This window comes from Labedaea rhizosphaerae, assembly GCF_004362825.1.
Lineage (GTDB): Bacteria > Actinomycetota > Actinomycetes > Mycobacteriales > Pseudonocardiaceae > Labedaea > Labedaea rhizosphaerae.
Genome location: NZ_SNXZ01000002.1, coordinates 1,069,750 through 1,087,362, shown reverse-complemented (window position 1 = coordinate 1,087,362; position 17,613 = coordinate 1,069,750). Strand labels below are relative to the sequence as shown.

At 70.2% G+C, this 17,613-nt stretch carries 17 protein-coding genes; 10 read left to right on the top strand and 7 right to left on the bottom strand.

Annotation, left to right across the window (positions count from 1 at the left end):
- The first annotated feature begins 5 nt into the window (after positions 1–5).
- Positions 6–2,171 carry a 3-hydroxyacyl-CoA dehydrogenase NAD-binding domain-containing protein gene (locus tag EV186_RS14250; protein WP_133849690.1) on the top strand — a complete coding sequence of 722 codons (2,166 nt, stop codon included), beginning with the start codon at positions 6–8 and terminating at the stop codon, positions 2,169–2,171.
- 60 nt (positions 2,172–2,231) lie between these two features.
- On the opposite strand, the gene EV186_RS14245 is transcribed toward EV186_RS14250, so the two are convergent.
- Positions 2,232–2,717 (bottom strand): DUF3558 family protein, encoded by a 486-nt coding sequence (locus EV186_RS14245; RefSeq protein WP_166659170.1) that lies wholly within the window; start codon positions 2,715–2,717, stop codon positions 2,232–2,234.
- A gap of 63 nt (positions 2,718–2,780) precedes the next feature.
- The gene (locus tag EV186_RS14240; protein WP_133849688.1) at positions 2,781–3,269 is read right to left on the bottom strand and encodes a hypothetical protein; all 489 of its coding nucleotides are present in this window, start codon (positions 3,267–3,269) and stop codon (positions 2,781–2,783) included.
- Positions 3,270–3,509: 240 nt separating this feature from the next.
- Between EV186_RS14240 and uraD the strand changes: the two genes are divergently transcribed.
- The 9 genes from uraD to EV186_RS14195 all read left to right on the top strand — a co-directional run bounded on the left by uraD (position 3,510) and on the right by EV186_RS14195 (position 13,197).
- Positions 3,510–4,022 (top strand): 2-oxo-4-hydroxy-4-carboxy-5-ureidoimidazoline decarboxylase, encoded by a 513-nt coding sequence (gene uraD, locus EV186_RS14235; protein WP_243754034.1) that lies wholly within the window; start codon positions 3,510–3,512, stop codon positions 4,020–4,022.
- Positions 4,019–4,333, top strand: a complete 315-nt coding sequence (uraH, locus tag EV186_RS14230) for a hydroxyisourate hydrolase (protein WP_133849687.1) — start codon at positions 4,019–4,021, stop codon at positions 4,331–4,333. The genes uraD and uraH overlap by 4 nt, the downstream gene beginning before the upstream one ends.
- Before the next feature lie 3 nt (positions 4,334–4,336).
- Positions 4,337–5,203: a factor-independent urate hydroxylase gene (gene pucL / locus EV186_RS14225; RefSeq protein ID WP_133849686.1), complete on the top strand. Its 867-nt coding sequence runs from the start codon at positions 4,337–4,339 to the stop codon at positions 5,201–5,203.
- Positions 5,203–6,075, top strand: coding sequence for an FAD binding domain-containing protein (locus EV186_RS14220; protein WP_133849685.1), 873 nt, complete (start codon positions 5,203–5,205; stop codon positions 6,073–6,075). The genes pucL and EV186_RS14220 overlap by 1 nt, the downstream gene beginning before the upstream one ends.
- On the top strand, positions 6,072–6,545 hold the full coding sequence (locus EV186_RS14215) for a (2Fe-2S)-binding protein (RefSeq protein ID WP_133849684.1): 474 nt from the start codon (positions 6,072–6,074) through the stop codon (positions 6,543–6,545). Before EV186_RS14220 ends, EV186_RS14215 begins: the two co-directional genes overlap by 4 nt.
- A complete protein-coding gene (locus EV186_RS14210; RefSeq protein WP_133849683.1) occupies positions 6,542–7,906 on the top strand; it encodes an 8-oxoguanine deaminase in 1,365 nt (454 codons plus the stop codon). Before EV186_RS14215 ends, EV186_RS14210 begins: the two co-directional genes overlap by 4 nt.
- On the top strand, positions 7,903–10,203 hold the full coding sequence (gene pucD, locus EV186_RS14205) for a xanthine dehydrogenase subunit D (RefSeq protein ID WP_133849682.1): 2,301 nt from the start codon (positions 7,903–7,905) through the stop codon (positions 10,201–10,203). The genes EV186_RS14210 and pucD overlap by 4 nt, the downstream gene beginning before the upstream one ends.
- Positions 10,204–10,440: 237 nt before the next feature.
- The gene (locus EV186_RS14200; protein ID WP_133849681.1) at positions 10,441–12,531 is read left to right on the top strand and encodes an EAL domain-containing protein; all 2,091 of its coding nucleotides are present in this window, start codon (positions 10,441–10,443) and stop codon (positions 12,529–12,531) included.
- A 12-nt stretch (positions 12,532–12,543) separates the two neighbouring features.
- The gene (locus EV186_RS14195) at positions 12,544–13,197 is read left to right on the top strand and encodes an SMI1/KNR4 family protein (protein ID WP_133849680.1); all 654 of its coding nucleotides are present in this window, start codon (positions 12,544–12,546) and stop codon (positions 13,195–13,197) included.
- On the opposite strand, the gene EV186_RS14190 is transcribed toward EV186_RS14195, so the two are convergent.
- Genes EV186_RS14190 through EV186_RS14170 form a run of 5 tightly spaced genes read right to left on the bottom strand, consistent with a single transcriptional unit; the run spans position 13,144 to position 17,606 of the window.
- The gene (locus EV186_RS14190) at positions 13,144–14,208 is read right to left on the bottom strand and encodes an acyl-CoA dehydrogenase family protein (protein WP_133849679.1); all 1,065 of its coding nucleotides are present in this window, start codon (positions 14,206–14,208) and stop codon (positions 13,144–13,146) included. The genes EV186_RS14195 and EV186_RS14190 overlap by 54 nt on opposite strands.
- The gene (locus EV186_RS14185; protein WP_133849678.1) at positions 14,205–14,600 is read right to left on the bottom strand and encodes a RidA family protein; all 396 of its coding nucleotides are present in this window, start codon (positions 14,598–14,600) and stop codon (positions 14,205–14,207) included. The genes EV186_RS14190 and EV186_RS14185 overlap by 4 nt, the downstream gene beginning before the upstream one ends.
- Complete coding sequence (locus EV186_RS14180; protein WP_133849677.1) at positions 14,597–15,415, bottom strand: enoyl-CoA hydratase family protein; 819 nt, start codon at positions 15,413–15,415, stop codon at positions 14,597–14,599. The genes EV186_RS14185 and EV186_RS14180 overlap by 4 nt, the downstream gene beginning before the upstream one ends.
- Positions 15,412–16,089 (bottom strand): SDR family NAD(P)-dependent oxidoreductase, encoded by a 678-nt coding sequence (locus EV186_RS14175; RefSeq protein WP_133849676.1) that lies wholly within the window; start codon positions 16,087–16,089, stop codon positions 15,412–15,414. Before EV186_RS14175 ends, EV186_RS14180 begins: the two co-directional genes overlap by 4 nt.
- The gene (locus EV186_RS14170; protein WP_424982813.1) at positions 16,086–17,606 is read right to left on the bottom strand and encodes a benzoate-CoA ligase family protein; all 1,521 of its coding nucleotides are present in this window, start codon (positions 17,604–17,606) and stop codon (positions 16,086–16,088) included. The genes EV186_RS14175 and EV186_RS14170 overlap by 4 nt, the downstream gene beginning before the upstream one ends.
- Between the last annotated feature and the right edge of the window lie 7 nt (positions 17,607–17,613).

The following is a 17,613-nucleotide window of genomic DNA, read 5'->3' as shown; positions in this document are numbered from 1 at the left end:
CAAAGATGAGTGAGAACATGTTCCGCTGGGAGACCGACGCGGACGGGATCGTCACCCTGACGATGGACGACCCGAACCAGTCGGCCAACACCATGAACGACCTCTTCCGCACGTCGTTCCACGAGACGATCGAGCGCCTGGAGTCCGAAAAGGACTCGATCACCGGCGTGGTGGTCACCTCGGCCAAGAAGACGTTCTTCGCCGGCGGCGACCTCGACCTGCTGATCAAGGCGACCAAGGCCGACGCGCCGAAGGTGTGGGAGAACGTCACCAACATGAAGGCCGACCTGCGCCGGCTGGAGCAGCTGGGCCGGCCGGTGGTCGCGGCCATCAACGGCGCCGCGCTGGGTGGCGGCTACGAGATCGCGCTCGCTTGCCACCACCGCGTGGCCCTCGACGCGAAGGGCAGCCAGATCGGCCTGCCCGAGGTGACGCTGGGTCTGCTGCCCGGCGGCGGTGGCGTGACCCGCACCGTGCGCAAGTTCGGCATCCAGAACGCGCTGCTGAACATCCTGCTGCAGGGCCAGCGGCACAAGCCGGCCAAGGCGCTGGAGCTCGGCATGATCGACGAGCTGGTCACCGACGCCGACGAGCTGGTGGCGAAGGCCAAGGAGTGGATCAAGGCCAACCCCGACGCCGTGCAGCCCTGGGATGTCAAGGGCTACAAGATCCCCGGTGGCACGCCGTCGAACCCGTCGTTCGCGGCCAACCTGCCCGCGTTCCCGGCGAACCTGCGCAAGCAGCTCAAAGGCGCGCCGATGCCGGCCCCGCGCAATATCCTCGCGGCCGCGGTCGAAGGTGCGCAGGTCGACATCGACACCGCGTTCCAGGTCGAGGGCCGCTACTTCGTCGAGCTGGTGACCGGCCAGGTCTCGAAGAACATGACCAAGGCGTTCTTCTTCGACCTGCAGGCCATCAACAAGGGCAAGAGCCGCCCCGACGGCCCGGAGAAGTACACCGCGCAGAAGGTCGCCGTGCTCGGCGCCGGGATGATGGGTGCGGGCATCGCGTACTCCAGCGCGCGCGCCGGCATCGAGGTCGTGCTCAAGGACGTCTCGCTCGAGGCGGCGGAGAAGGGCAAGGCGTACTCGAAGAAGATCCTCGACAAGGCCGTGTCCCGGGGCAAGATGACCCAGGAGAAGGCCGACGAGGTGCTCGCCCGGATCACCCCGACCGACAAGGCCGAGGACGTCGAGGGCGTCGACATGGTGATCGAGGCCGTGTTCGAGAGCCCGGAGCTGAAGAAGAAGGTCTTCCAGGAGATCGAGGACCTGGTCCTGCCGGACGCGCTGCTGGCGTCCAACACCTCCACGCTGCCGATCACGGACCTCGCGACCGGCGTCAAGCGCGACGCGGACTTCATCGGTCTGCACTTCTTCTCGCCGGTGGACAAGATGCCGCTGGTGGAGATCGTCGTCGGCGAGAAGACCAGCGACGAGGCGCTGGCCAAGGCGTTCGACTACACGCTGCAGATCAAGAAGACCCCGATCGTCGTCAACGACAGCCGCGGTTTCTTCACCAGCCGGGTGATCGGCACGTTCCTCAACGAGGCGATCGCGATGGTCGGCGAGGGCATCGAGCCGGCGTCGATCGAGCAGGCGGGTGCGCAGGCCGGGTACCCGGCGCCGCCGCTGCAGCTGATGGACGAGCTGACCCTGACGCTGCCGCAGAAGATCCGCAAGGAGACCAAGGCCGCGATCCTGGCCGCGGGCAAGGAGTGGCCGGAGCACGGTTCGGAGTCCGTTGTGGACCGGATGGTCGACGAGTTCGACCGCAAGGGCCGCTCGAGCGGGGCCGGGTTCTACGAGTACGACGAGGACGGCAAGCGCACCGGCATCTGGCCGGGGCTGCGCTCGGCGTTCAACTCGGGCTCCACGGAGATCCCGTTCGAGGACATGAAGGAGCGGATGCTCTTCGCCGAGGCGGTGGACACCGTGCGCTGCTTCGACGAGGGCGTGCTGCGCACCGTGCCGGACGCGAACATCGGCTCGATCTTCGGCATCGGGTTCCCGCCGTGGACTGGTGGTGTGATCCAGTACATCAACGGGTACCCGGGCGGCCTGCCCGGCTTCGTTGGGCGGGCGAATGAGCTGGCCGACAAGTACGGTGAGCAGTTCCGGCCGCCGGCGTCGCTGGTGGAGAAGGCGAAGAACGGCGAGACGTTCGAGTAGCCGACGAGAGCCCCGGTGGCCGTCACTCGCGCGAGGGTGACGGCCACCGGCCCGTCTGTCTCACTTGGGCAGCCGGCCTGCCACGATCGCGGCGGCCTTGTTCGCGGTGTCGCACGCGAGCTTCGGGTCGCTCTTGGTCACGAAGACCTGCACGAGCTGGGTCTCGGTCACCTGGAGGACCACACCGCAGTTCGTCTGCCCCGGGATCGTGGTCTGGCGCAAGGCCGCCTTGTACCCACCGACGTCGGGTATGGGCTTCGCCCCCGGGCCAGTTGCCTGCATGTCGCCGAGACCGCCGTCGACGCCGTCGCTGATCTGGACCATGAAGTCGTCGCCCGCGCAGGTGGAACCGTTGAGGGCCGTTGGCTGGATCTGGCTGTCCTGGTTGAGCTCCGGCAGGTCGGCGGGCTTCAGCAAAGCGCACGGATCGTTGCCGGTGTACGGCATCCCGGCTTGTCGTTGCCCGGTGGTGGGGCTGCCCGCGCCTGCTGCGTCGTCGTTGCAGGCCGCGAGCCCGAGCACGCAAGCCAGTACCGCAGCGGTCATCACCGCACGTCGCATTGGGTTCCCCTCGAATCCGGTCCGGCCCGGATTGTACGAGGATGCCGATCAGTGCAGGGTGCCCACCGTGACCTGGGCCCGCGAGCCGCTGACCGTGTCGACGACCAGCACCAGGTTGTTCAGCGAGACGACCGACCCGGGTGACAGTTCGCTGATCGACACGACGTCGCCCGCCGACAACGAGCAGTCGTTGTAGCAGCTGAACGAGCCCCCGCTGCCCGCCGCCCAGTCGGCGATGATCGCCACCTCTCCGCCCCTGATCGTCACGATCTGCACGTAGGCCATCTTGTAGGCCGACCGCATGGGCAGGCTCGACCCGGCGTGCACCTGGACCTTCTTGGGCCCCTTGGGTTTCGGGATCGGCGCGGTGGTCGGGGTGGTAGTGGTAGTCGTCGGCGGGGCACTGGTGGTTGTCGTCGCGGGGGCCACGGTGGTCGTCGTGACCTCGGCGGCGACCGGCCTTCCCTCCACGGTTGTGCACGCGGCCGTCAGCAGCGCGACCAGACCAATACCCACCTGGGTGACTCGCCTCGGCATGGCGACGACGCTAACCGGGTACCGCCGGGAGGGCTCCCGAAGCCGGGCCGGGTGGCACGTTCCGGCCAGCGGCGCCGTTTGGAGGATCCTCCAATACCCGGCCGGTTGAACCTCGGTTGATTCGTCTGTTCTGCCGGTGGCCGTGACCGGTGGCACGGTGTCTACTGAGACGGCTGCACAGCAGGGTCTACTGGGACGGCTGCACAGCAGGTCGCTGTCTGGCAGGAGGCAGAACACCACGTGGCCGACACGCCCATCACCCTCACCCAACTGAACCAGGCGACCGCTGCCGACGCCGCCGAGTGGCTGCGCCCGTGTTGCGCGTCGCGCCGCTGGCTGGACGAGATCATCCGGTTGCGCCCCTACGGCAACCGCTCGGAGTTGCGTGCGCATTCGGACACCGTCCTCGCCGCCCTCCCGTGGGAGGACGTGCGGGAGGCCATCGACGCCCACCCGCGCATCGGCGAGCGAGCCGGGGGCGCCGACACGGAATCGGCGTGGTCGCGGGCCGAGCAGTCGAGTGCGGCGACGCAGGACCAGCAGACCCAAGCCGACCTCGTCGACCGGAACCGGCGGTACGAGGAACGCTTCGGCCACGTCTTCCTCATCTGCGCGACCGGCCTGTCCGCCAAGGACATCCTCGACGCGCTCGACCAGCGCCTGGCCAACTCGCCCGAGGACGAACGCGTCGTGGTCCGCGACGAGCTGACCCGCATCGTCGCCCTGCGGATCGACAAGCTGGTGATCACATGACCGCGACGCTCTCCACGCACGTTCTGGACACGGCGAAGGGCATGCCCGCCAGCGGGATCGCGGTGCGGCTGGAAACCCTCGACGGCGTGCAGCTGGCCGGCGGGCACACCGACCACGACGGCCGGCTGCGTGACTGGGCGCCACCGCTGACCCCGGGCGTGTACCGGCTGGTCTTCGACACCCACGCCTACCTCGGCGACACCGGGTTCTACCCGGAGGTCGTCGTCACGTTCCGGATCGCCGACGGCACCCACCACCATGTGCCGTTGCTGATCAGCCCGTTCGGATACTCGACCTACCGGGGGAGCTGACCGATGCGCACAGTGCTGGGCGACAACCAGTACGGCAAAGCGGAGACCAGGATCGTGCGGGTCGACCGCGGCGACACGCACGCGATCACCGACCTGAACGTGACCACGACGCTCGCGGGCGACCTCGCCGCCACCCACGAGACCGGCGACAACAGCGGGGTGCTGCCCACCGACTCGCAGAAGAACGCGGTCTTCGCCTTCGCCCGCGACGGCATCGGCGAGATCGAGGACTTCGGGTTGCGGCTCGCCCGCCACTTCGTGGACGGCGCACCGACAATCCACCGGGCGCGCGTGCAGATCGAGCAGTACACGTGGCAGCGGATGAGTGTGCAGGGGCAACCCGCGCACCACTCGTTCGCCCGGGCCGCGGGCACGCGCACGACGAGCGTCACCTACGACGGCACGAATTCCTGGGTGGTATCAGGGATCGGCGACCTGACCGTCATGAACACCACGGACTCCGAATTCCACGGCTACCACAGGGATCGCTTCACCACGCTGCCCGAGACCCACGACCGCATCCTGGCCACGGCGGTCACCGCGCGGTGGCGCCACGCCGAGCCGAGTGGCGACTGGGCGGCCGTGCACGAGGCGGCGCGCGAGCACCTGCTCGAGGCGTTCGCCGACACCTACAGCTATTCGTTGCAGCAGACCCTGAACGCCATGGGGGAGCGGGTCCTGCGGAACTGTCCCGAGCTGGTCGAGGTGCGCTTGTCGTTGCCGAACAAGCACCACTTCCTGGTGGACCTGTCGCCGTTCGACCTGGACAACCCGGGCGAGGTGTTCTTCGCGGCCGACCGGCCGTACGGACTGATCGAGGGCACGGTCCTCGCCGAGGACGCGCCGGATGCCGGATTGGCGTGGTGGTGATGGACTTCCTGCGACCAACGACGCTCGCGGAGGCCTTGCGGGCCAAGGCCGACAACCCCGACGCGGTGCCGATCGCCGGTGGCACCGACGTCATGGTCGAGCTGAACTTCGACAAGCGCCGCCCGAAGGCGTTGCTCGACCTGAACCAGGTCCCTGAGCTGGCCACGTGGACCGAGGACGACGAGACGCTCGTGCTCGGCGCGTCCGTGCCGTACGCGACGATCATCCGCCGCTTCGCCGACATCGCGCCAGGCCTGGCCATGGCCTCGCGCACCGTCGGCTCGCCGCAGATCCGCAATCGCGGCACCGTCGGCGGCAACCTCGGTTCGGCTTCGCCGGCCGGGGACGCGCACCCGGCATTGCTCGCGGTCAACGCCACCGTGGACCTCGCCTCGGTGCGCGGTTCGCGGTCGGTGGGCATCCACGAGTTCTTCACCGGCCCCAAGCGTTCGGTGCTCGAACCGGACGAGCTGATCGTCGCCGTGCGCGTGCCGGTGGCGACCGGACCGCAGCAGTTCGCCAAGGTCGGCACCCGCAACGCCATGGTGATCGCCGTGTGCTCGTTCGGGGTCGCGCTGCACCCGAAGACCGGTTCGGTCGGCACCGGCATCGGCTCGGCCGGCCCGACGCCGTTGCGGGCCGAGGACGCCCAGCTCTACCTCGCCGCCGAGCTGGAAGGCCGCTGGAACGACCCGAAACCGTTGCCGGACAACGTCTTGCGCGAGTTCGGACAGCTGGTCGGCGCGGCGGCGAGCCCCATCGACGACGTGCGTGGCACCGCCGACTACCGGCGCCACGCGCTCTCCGTGCTCGCCCGGCGGACCCTGGCGTGGGCATGGCAGGACTACAGCTCCGGGAGGTGGGCCGCGTGAGGGTCAATGTCGAGGTCAACGGCAAGCAGCGCACCGCGGACGACGTGTGGGAGGGCGAGAGCCTGCTCTACGTGCTGCGGGAACGCCTGGGCCTGCCCGGGGCCAAGAACGCGTGCGAGCAAGGCGAATGCGGTTCGTGCACCGTCTACCTCGACGGGGTGCCGGTGTGCTCGTGCCTGGTCGCCGCCGGGCAGACCGAAGGCCGCTCGGTGCGCACGGTCGAAGGCCTCGCCGACGGTGACAAGCTCGACCCGGTGCAGGCCGCGTTCGTCGCCGAGGGCGCCGTGCAGTGCGGGTTCTGCACGCCGGGGCTCATCGTCGCCGCGCACGACCTGATCGCGCGCACGCCGAACCCGTCGGACGCCGAGATCCGCGAGGCGCTGGCCGGGAACCTGTGCCGCTGCACGGGTTACGAGAAGATCATGGACGCCGTGCGGACCGCCGCGGCCGCCGCCGGGGGCGGGCAATGAGGATCGTGATCGACGGCGCCGCGATCGCCACGGTCGACGCGCACGGGACCGAGTACGCCAGCGGGCACCTCGTGGTCGCCGACGGCGTGATCGAGTCGGTCGGCGACGGGCCGGCACCCGAGGACCTCGACGCCGAACGCCGCATCGACGGCCGCGACTGCCTGATCACCCCTGGCCTGGTCAACACCCACCACCACCTCTACCAGTGGGCGAGCCGCGGTCTCGCGCAGGACGCCATCCTGTTCGACTGGCTGACCGCGCTGTACCCGGTGTGGAACGGGCTGGACGAGGAGATCACCCTCGCCGCGGCCACCGCCGGGCTGACCCGCCTGGCCATGACCGGCGCCACGACCTGCGCCGATCACCACTACCTGTTCCCGGCCGACGGCGGCGACCAGCTCGGCGCGGTCATCGCGGGCGCGGCCACCGTGGGCCTGCGGCTGCACGCGGTGCGCGGGTCGATGGACCGCGGCCGGTCGCACGGCGGCCTGCCGCCCGACCGGGTCGTGGAGTCGACCGACGACGCGCTCGCCGCGACGGAGACGGCGATCGACCGCTACCACGACACCGCGCCGGACGCGCGGGTGCGGATCGCGGTCGGGCCGTGCTCGCCGTTCTCAGTGAGCAAGGAGCTGATGACTGGCGCCGCGGACCTGGCCCGCCGCAAGGGGGTCCGGCTGCACACCCACCTCGCCGAGACCGTCGAGGAAGACCAGCAGTGCCAGGCCGAGTACGGCTGCACGCCGCTCGAGTACGCCGAGCAGCTCGGCTGGCTGGGCGACGACGTGTGGCTGGCGCACGGCATCCACTTCACCGACGACGCGGTGCGCCGGCTCGGCGCGACCCGCACCGGCATCGCGCACTGCCCGAGTTCCAACGCCCGCCTGGGTGCGGGCATCGCGCGCGTGGCGGACCTGCGCAACGCCAAGGCGCCGGTCGGCCTCGGCGCGGACGGCGCCGCGTCCAATGAGGACGGTGGGCTCGGGGTCGAGATGCGCCAGGCGGTCTACCTCGCTCGGTTGCATGGTGGCGCCGACGCGATGAGCGCACGCGACGCCCTGCGGATGGCCACCATGGGTGGCGCCGAATGCCTCGGGCGCCAGGACGAACTCGGGTCGCTCGAGCCCGGCAAGCAGGCCGACATCGCCGTGTGGCAGCTGGACGCGCTCGGTCAGGCGGGCATCGCCGACCCGGTCGCGGCGCTGGTGCTGGGCCCGCTGCCTGCGCTTCGGCTGTTGCTGGTCGGCGGGCGCACCGTGGTGGAGGACGACGAGTGCACCGGGGTGTCCGAAGTGGACGTCGCCCACCGGTTGCGGGAGGCGAGCAGGCGGCTTCTGGTTCGAGCGGAGGCGTTGCGTTGACGAGTACTGAGCAGCGGAGCGGCACGGTCGCGGGTGGCGTCGGCGAGAGCCCGACCCGGCCCGACGGCGTTGTCAAGGTGCGGGGCGAGTTCGCCTACTCCTCGGACCTGTGGCGCGAGGACATGTTGTGGGGCGCCACGTTGCGCACGCCGCACCCCTACGCCCGTATCCGCTCGATCGACATCTCCGAGGCGCTGAAGCTGCCCGGCGTCAAGGCCGTGCTCACCCACGAGGACGTGCCCGGCGAGAACATCTACGGCCTGGAGCACCCCGACCAGCCGGTGCTCGCCGCGGAGGTCGTGCGCTACCAAGGGGAACCGGTGGCCATCGTCGCCGCCGACCACCCCGAGACCGCGCGGCGCGCCGCCGCCCGGATCGATATCGACTACGAGGTGCTTGAGCCGGTAGTCGACTCGGAGGCCGCCATGGCCCCCGACGCGACCGTGCTGCACCCGGACCACGGCAGCAATGTCGTGCGGCACGTGCCGATCCAGCACGGCGACCCCGACAGCGCGACCGCCGACGTCGTGGTGACCGGCGAGTACGAGGTCGGCATGCAGGATCAGGCCTTCCTCGGTCCGGAGTCCGGCCTCGCGGTCCCGGCCGAGGACGGCGGCATCGACCTCTACGTCGCCACGCAGTGGCTGCACGTCGACCAGAAGCAGGTCGCGGTCGCGCTCGGCATGCCGGTGGACAAGATCCGGCTGCACCTGGCCGGCGTGGGTGGCGCGTTCGGCGCCCGCGAGGACCTGTCGATGCAGGTGCACGCCTGCATGCTCGCGCAGTACACCGGCAAGCCCGTGAAGATCGTCTACGGCCGTGAGGAGTCGTTCTTCGGCCACGTGCACCGCCACCCGGCCCGGCTGCGCTACGAGCACGGCGCCACCAAGGACGGCAAGCTCGTCTACGTCAAGACGCGGATGGTGCTCGACGGCGGCGCGTACGCCTCGACGACGGCCGCGGTGGCCGGGAACGCGGCGACGCTGGGCGTCGGTCCGTACGTGGTGCCGAACGTCCGCATCGACTGCTACGGCGTCTACACCAACAACCCGCCGTGCGGCGCGATGCGCGGATTCGGTGCGGTGCAAGCGTGTTTCGGCTACGAGTCACAGATGGACAAGCTCGCCGCGGCCTTGGGCATGGACCCGGTGGAGCTGCGGGTCCGCAACGCCATCGATGAGGGCGCCGTGATGCCGACCGGTCAGGTCGTCGACTCGCCCGCGCCCGCGGCGCGGCTGCTGGAGCTCGTCCGGGACCGGCCGCTGCCCGCCGAGCGCGCGGCCGAGGCCGACCTGCGCGACCTGCCCGGCGGCGTCTCGAACACCACGCACGGTGAGGGCGTGCGGCGCGGTGTCGGATATGCAATAGGCATCAAAAACGTCGGTTTCTCTGAAGGTTTTGACGACTATTCCACCGCGCGTGTGCGTTTGCTCGCGGTCGACGGTGAACCACTCGTGTCGGTGCACACCGCCGCGGCCGAGGTCGGCCAGGGTCTGGTGACCCTGCAGGCCCAGATCGCGCGCACCGAGCTGGGGGTCGCGCAGGTCAGCGTCGAGCAGGCCGACACGAGCGTGGGCAGTGCGGGCTCGAGTTCCGCGTCGCGGCAGAGCTATGTGACCGGTGGCGCGGTGCGCGAGGCGTGCCGGCAGGTGCGCGACGCGGTGCTCGACCTGGCCGCGCAACGCCTGGACGTGGCCCGGGCCGGCCTGGAGCTGAGCGGCGGCAAGATCGCGTCCGCGGAGCACGGCGTGCTGGTGGAGCTGGGTGAACTGCTGGGCTCTACGTCGATCGAGCGGATCGTGGAATGGCGCCACCGCCCGACTCACCCGCTCGATCCGGTGACGGGGCAGGGCAACGCCCACGTTCAGTACGCCTTGGCCGCGCACCGGGCGGTGGTCGACGTGGACGTCGACCTGGGGTTGATCAAGGTCGTCGAGCTTGCCTGCGCGCAGGATGTCGGCAAAGCGATTAATCCAGATGCCGTCCTCGGGCAGATCCACGGCGGAACTGCGCAGGGCCTCGGCCTGGCAATCATGGAAGAGATTCAGGTTTCCGGCGGCGTGGTGCGCAACCCGTCGTTCACCGACTACCTGATCCCGACGATCTTGGACATGCCGCCGATGGCCGTTGACGTGCTCGAACTCGCCGATCCCCATGCGCCGTACGGACTTCGTGGCGTCGGCGAGCCGCCGACGATCTCCTCGACCCCGGCCGTCGTCGCCGCCATAAGGGCTGCTACCGGACGCGCCCTGACCCGCATTCCGGTGCGCCCGGAACACATCACCTCGACCGATTGATTCGCGGGGGTAGGCGCGCGATTTCGCGCAACCGGCTATATTGATCAGCACCACCCAGCCGGGTGTGGAAAAAGCCGACTCAGGTTGCGCGTAGGGCTGGCCGTCGGGGCGTGCTCGGTGCAGAGTATGTAGGCCACAATCGAGCGACTTGGATGACCACTGACCACTGTCAGTGACCGAAAACGCCCCTCAGGAGTTCACGGATGTTGGCCGGATGAGACTGTCAGGCGGCGGACGGTGAACCGCGCTGACCTCGCCGGGAAGTGGGCCGGCACGCTGGCCGAGCTCGAATACGTGCCGGCGTCACCCGGTGCGACCGTGGCCGCGCTGCACGACTTGATCGATGCCGCGGTCGGGTTGATCTCTGCCGACGACTTCGACCGCGCCGCCGCGCTGGACACCGGCGCGCGGCTCATCTCGTGGGGCTACCGCGCGCCGATCACGTTGCAGGCCAGCATGGAGGTGCTCGGCCGCGGGCTGCCGGTGCTCGACGACTTCGCCGATCACGCCGAGCCCCACGAGCTCGACCGGCGGATCGTGGCGTTCCTCGGCGCGATGGCCGGTGGCTTCACCGAAGGCGCGCGCCAGCGCCTGTTCGACCAGCAGCAGGACGTGGTCCGGGCGCTGACCATCGCCAAGGAGCACAGCGACGCGCGGTTCCGCGAGGTCTTCACCACGACCGCGGTCGGCATGGCGATCAGCCAGCTCGACGGCAAGCTCGTCGACACCAACGTCGCGCTCGCGGAGATCCTCGGCTACGGCACGACCGACCCGCCGGCCGCCACGATCTTCGACATCTTCCACCCGGACGACCGCACGTACCTGCGCCAGCGCTACGAACAGCTGACCGGCGCGGACGTGCCGCGCTTCCGCGAGCGGCGCCGGCTGATCGGCAAGGACGGCGACGAGAAGTGGGCGTTCCTGTCCGTCTCGCTGTTCCGGTTGCGCCGCGACACCCCGCGCTACCACGTCACGATGATCGAGGACATCACCGATCTGCACCTGCTCGAGGACCGGCTGTCCTTCCAGGTGCTGCACGACGCGCTGACCGGGCTGCCCAACCGCGAGCACTTCGTCAGCAAGCTCGAGGCCACGGCGGCGCAGTTGCCCGCCGACGACGTGCTCACCGTGTACCACCTGGCACTGGACAACGTGACCGCGGTCAACGACGGCCTCGGCCGCGCGGTCGGCGACAAGCTGCTGCTCCGGGTGGCGCGGTTGCTGCGCGAGGTGGTCGCCGAGGAGAAGGCGATGGTCGCGCGCCTGGGTGGTGTGGAGTTCGCGATCCTCATCCACCAGACCCCGACCGCGCCGCCGGTGCAGGAGCTGGCCATGCGGATCAACGAGCAGTTGGCCGAGCCGGTCTACATCGAGGAAGGCCGGGCGGTCGCCTCCTCCGCGACCATCGGCGTGGTGCAGCGGCGTGCCGGTGCCGTCGACGCGGCCGAGCTGATGCGGATCGCGGACGTGACGTTGCGCCGGGTCAAGGCGAAGGGCCGCTGCCAGTGGGGTCTCGCCGACGCCGAGCTGGACGCCGAGGCGATCGCGCACTACACGCTGGCCGCGACGGTGCCCGGCGCGTGGGAGCGCGGCGAGCTGGACGTGTGGTTCCGCCCGCAGGTCGAGCTGGCGACGGGCACCACCGTGGCCGTGCGTGCGGAGCTGCGCTGGGAACACCCGGAGCTGGGCATGCTCGGCCACGCGCGTTGCATGGAGATCATCGAGGACACCGGGCTCGGGCTGACGATCGGCCGGGCGCTGCTGCGGATCGCCGTCGAGACCGCCGCTCGCTGGCATGCGGAACTCGGTGACGCGGCGCCGGCCCTCGCGCTCGACCTGTCCGTCGCGCACGCCGCGGATCCGGACCTGGTGCGCCACGTCCGCGACCTGATCACCGAGTTCGACCTGCCCGCGGGCGAGGTGCGGATCGGCATGCCGGTCGCCGCACTGTGCACAGAGGACGGTGACGCGGAGGACAACCTGACCACGGTCGTCGACCTCGGCATCACCGCGGTGCTCAACGGGTTCGGCCGCACCCGCGGTGATCTGGCGTGCCTGGAGGACCTGCCGGTGCACATCGTGGCCATCTCCGAGAGCGCCGCCGGCCGGGCGACCGTCGCGGGCTCGCTCTACGGCAAGGCCATGCTGGGCCTGGTGGAGTTGGTGCGCGGCGAAGGGGTCAAGGTCCTGGCGCCCGGCCTCGACGACGACGCGCGCACCGCGTGGTGGCGCGCCGCCGGGGCGGACATCGGCCAAGGTGAATGCTTCGCCGAATCGGTCAGAGCGACAGAAATCGTCGAAGTCCTGCGCGCGCGGGTGAGCGGCTGACAAACTGGACCGGTGCAGCCACCGCTGTCCAGGAACTACCGGGAGTTGGTCCTGTTCGGGCCGTTCACACCCCTGCCCCTGGACCGGCTGGCGAGCGTCGAGGCCGCGATCGGCGTGGCCGTGCCGCGGCCGTACCGGCAGTTGCTCGAGGTGGCGAACGGCGGCACCGTCGAATACGACGTGCGCCTCCCGTCCGGCGACGTGGTCAGCTTCCCGGACCTGATCCCCGCCGACCGGCTCGGTGCCGAATACCGCTCGCTGCAGGAGAGCTTCCTCGCGGTGCACCTGCCGGTGGCGACGCTGCTCCCGGTGGCCCGCGACGGCTGCGGCTCGCTGCTGATGCTCGACGTCGGCGCCGAGCGCTACGGCCGCGTCGTGGCCTTCGTGCACGGCTTGCCTGCCTGGACCGGTTCCTCGCGTGACGACATGTTCGTCGAGCTGGCGCCGGACCTCGATGCCTACCTGGACTCGCTGTTCATCGACGACGAGACCGCCGAGTCCGAGTGGTCCGGCGTGCTGGGGACGGCCCTGTACAACCCCTGGCGTGACGTGGTGGTGCAGTGGCTCGACCGCGGGCTGCCCGGGTGGCGCGATCGCCCGTGGGCCCGCTCCTCAGGCCCGGCCCCGAAACAACCCGCGCGCGATGATCTCGCGCTGGACCTCTGACGCGCCTTCGTAGATCCGCGGCGCGCGCACCTCGCGGTAGAGGTGTTCGAGCAGGTGACCGCGCTCCAGCGCACGCGCGCCGTGCACCTGGACGGCCACGTCCACCGCTCGCTGCGCGGACTCGGTCGCGAAGAGCTTGGCCATCGCCGCCTTCGACGCCACGTCGTGCGCGCCTTCGTCATACGCGGTCGCCGCGTCGCGGACCAGCAGCCGGGCGGCTTGCACAGCGGTGGCCACGTCGGCGAGTTGGTGGGTCACGCCCTGGAAGTCCTTGAGCCGCTTGCCGAACGCCTGGCGCTCGGCCACGTGCGCGACCGCCGCGTCCAGGGCCGCCTGCGCCATGCCGACCGCGAACGCGCCGACGCTGGGACGGAACAGGTTGAGCGTGCGCATCGCGACCCCCATGCCGCCGTCGACCTCGCCCAGCACGTGCGAGTCCGGCACGAACACGCCGTCGAAGAAGAAACGGCCGATGGGGTGCGGGGAGATCAGCTCGATGGGCGCGCCGGACAGGCCGGGGCTGTCGCCGGGCACCGCGAACCCCGTGATGCCCTTGGCGCCGGTGTCCGACGTGCGGGCGAAGGCCGACAGGATGTCCGCGCCGGGAGCGTTGGAGATGTACGCCTTCTCGCCGGTCAGCCGGTAGCCGCCGTCGACGCGGTCGGCGCGCAACGACAGCGACGCCACGTCCGAGCCCGCGTCCGGCTCGGTCAACGCGAACGCCGCCACCGCCTCGCCCGAGGCGATGCGCGGCACCCATTGCGCGGCCACGTCCGGCTTGCCGAACAAGACGATCGGGTAGCCGCCGAGGCCCTGCAACGCCAGCGCCGTCTCGGCTTCCGTGCAGAACGTGGCCAGCTCCTCGCGCACCTCGCACAGCGTCCGGGCCGACACGCCCTCGGCCGCGAACACGCGACCGAGCAGGCCGTGCGAAGCGAGCGCGGCCACGAGCGGGCGGTTGATCTCGCCGTCGGTCCCGGCGGCGGCCAGCGCGATCAGCTCGTCCCTCACGGCAACACCGCCGTGCCGACGAGCTCGATCATCGCCTCGGCGTCGAACAACTCCTGGACGCCCAGCAGCGCGACGGCGGGATAGTGCTTGCCGAAGTGCTTGCGCCACAAGCCACCCAGCTCACGCAGCGCTGCCTTGTACGCGGCCACGTCCGTCACGTAGATGATCAACGACACCAGGTGGTCGGGCGTCGCACCCGTCGCGGCCAGCGCAGTGACCACGTTCCCGGCGGCCACGTCGAACTGCTCCGGCATCGTCGTGCCGATGATCGCGCCGTCGCGGCCCTGTGCGGTCTGCCCACCGAGGTGGACCGTGCGGCCCGACGACACGACGGCGTGCGAGAAGCCGACCGGGGCGGCGAGGTCCGGCGAGTTGACGATCTCGTGCGTCATCGACCACTCCAGCGCGGCTCGCGTCCGGCGGTCCAGGCGTTGTAGAACTCCTGGTGGTCGTCGCTCTTCATCAGCAACGCCTGCGTGATGGCCTCGAGCTCGATCGACGCGCCCAGGTCCATGTCCAGCTCGCGGGTCAGCAACACCTTCGTCGCCGAGTACGCCAGCGCCGGACCGCTGGCCAGGCGCTTGGCCAGCTCGTCGGTCGCCGCGGGCAGGTCCTCGACCAGCGTTCCCAGGCCCAGTCGTTCGGCGCGCTCGGCCTTGATCTTGTCGCCCAGCATCAGCAGCTCGGTCGCCCGGCCGAGGCCGACGATGCGGGGGAGCAGGTACGCCGACCCCATGTCCGCGCCGGCCAGGCCGACCTTGGTGAACAGGAAGGCGAACGCCGCCTTCTCGCCCAGCAACCGGAAGTCCGACGCCAGTGCGAGCACCGAGCCGGCGCCCGCGGCGATCCCGTTGATCGACGCGATCACCGGCAGCGGGCACTCGCGGATGGCCTTCACGGTCGCGCCGGTCATCCGGGTGAACTCGAGCAATTCCTTGGGCGCCATGGATTGCAGCTCGCCGATGATCTCCTCGACGTCGCCGCCGGAGCAGAACCCGCGACCCTCACCGCGCAGCACCAGCACGCGCGCGTCGCCGCGGTGCGGCAGTTCGGTGACGAGGTCGCGCAGGTCGGCGTAGACGTCGAAGGTGAGCGCGTTCAGCTTGTCCGGCCGGTTCAACGTCACCGTGGCGACGCCGTCGGCGACCTCGAAACCGAAGTGCTCCCAGTCCTTGGTTATCCCAGCGGAAGCCCTGAAAGGACTCACTGAATGCCTCCTCCGTCCAACACGAGCGTCTGCCCGTTGATCGCCCCGGCTTCGGGCGCGGCCAGGAACTTCACCGCGAACGCCACTTCGTTCGCCTCGACCAGCCGGCCCAGTGGGGACACCTTCGCCAGCGCCGCCTCGGCTTCGGCGACGTTCCGGTCCGTTGTGGACACGATCCGGTCGATCGAGCGCTGGGTCATCGGGGTGCGCACGAACGTCGGGCACACCGCGTTCGCTGTGACGCCAGTTCCGGCTACCTCGGCGGCCACGGCGCGCATCAAGCCGACCGCAGCGTGCTTCGACGCGGTGTAGGCGGCGGTGTAGCGTGCTCCCACCAATCCCGCCGTGGACGCGACGACGACGATGCGGCCGCTGTCGCGCGAACGCATGCCGGGCAGCGCCGCTTTCGTGCACAGGAACGCGCCGGTTCCGTTGACCTGTATCTGTTCTTGCCAATCGGCGAGACTGGTGCGGGCGAGCGGCGCGCTCGAGGAGATCCCGGCGTTGTTCACCAGGACATCGACTTCGAGCTCGGCGAAGTAGGCCGCGACCGACTCCTCGGACGTCACGTCGCACTCGTCCCGCCCGGGTGCCAGTACTTTGTCACCCGCGAACGCCGCCGCCACGGCCCGCCCGATGCCACCGTGGCCGCCGGTGATCACGACCGTCCTCATGAGACCAGTCCGCGAAGCGCCCGGCGGTCGAGTTTCCCGTTGCTGGTACGGGGAAGCTCGTCGACGAAGACCACCTCGCGCGGGTACTTGTGCCCGGCCAGCTTCGCTCGTGCGTAGTCCTGCAATTCCTTCGGGGTCACCGTGGCGCCGTCGCGCACCACCACGTACGCGCGGGGCCGGGTCAGACCGTCCACTTCGTACCCGAGCACCGCGCAGTCGACCACGTCGTCGTGCCCGATCAGGCAGTGCTCGATCTCGCTGGGCGCCACCCAGATGCCACCGACCTTGAGCAGGTCGTCGGCGCGGCCCCGGTAGCTCAGGTAGCCCTCGGCGTCGCACTCGAACAGGTCGCTGCTCAGCACGGTGTCGCCGTGATAGGTGGCCGCCGACTTCTCCGGGTCGCCGTGGTAGCGCAACGCCACGGTCGGGCCGGTGACGGCGAGTGGACCGAGTTCGCCGACCGGCCGCTCGGCGCCCGTGTCGTCCACGACGCGGGCCGTGTACCCGGGCACGACGCGGCCGAGCGTGCCGGGCCGCGCCTGACCCGGCCGGTTCGAGACGTAGATGTGGTAGGCCTCCGACGAGCCGATGCCGTCCACCACCGGCACCCCGAACGCCTTGTCCCACTTGCGATGCAACTCCGCCGGCAACGCCTCGCCGGCCGACGTGGTGAGCCGCAGGCAGCTCAGGTCCTGCTCGGCGGCACTCGGGTGCGCGACCATCGCGGCCATCATCGTCGGCACCGACACTAGGATGGTCGGCCGGTGCGCGGCGATCAGCTCGAACAGCCGCTCCGGCGTGCTGCGCTCACCGAATACGATGCCCGCGCCGCCCACGCCGAACGGGTACAGCGCGGTGAGGTCGCGGGCGTAACCGAAGAACAGCTTGGGAACCGGCAGCACGAGGTCGTTCTCGTCGATGTCCAGCACACCCCGCGCGTAGGCGTGGTAGCTGACGATCGGCGTGCCCGCCGGGTGCACACACGCCTTGGGGGCGCCGGTGCTGCCGGTGGTGAACTTCCAGACCGCCTCGGTCTCCGGGCCGACCGGCGCCGGGTCCAGGGTGTCCGGCGCGGCACCGACCATGGCGTCGAAGGAGTGGTCGTCGCCGACGAGTTCGTGGTCACCGAGCACCAGGAGCCTGCGGTTGCTGCTCGCTTCGCGCACGTTGGCCAGCGTCGTGCCGTCCACGACGACGACCTTGGGGTCGACGTAGTCCAGGAAGTACGCGTAGTCCTTGGGTTGCAGGAACGTGTAGACCTCGGCGGTGACCGCGCCGATCTTCTGCGCGGCGTACCAGGTGGCCACCCATTCCACGCTGTCCGACGCCGCGATCAGGATCCGGTCGCCTGGCCGGACTCCCAGCTCCCGCAACACGTTGCCGATGCGGTTCACCAAGACGGCCAGCTGCGCGTACGTGGTGCTCGCGCCGTCGCAGACCAGCGCGGTCCGGTCGCCGCGGCCCTCGGTGACGTTGCGGTCGACGAAGTAGGTCGCGAGGTTCACGTCGGCGGGCAGCTCGGCC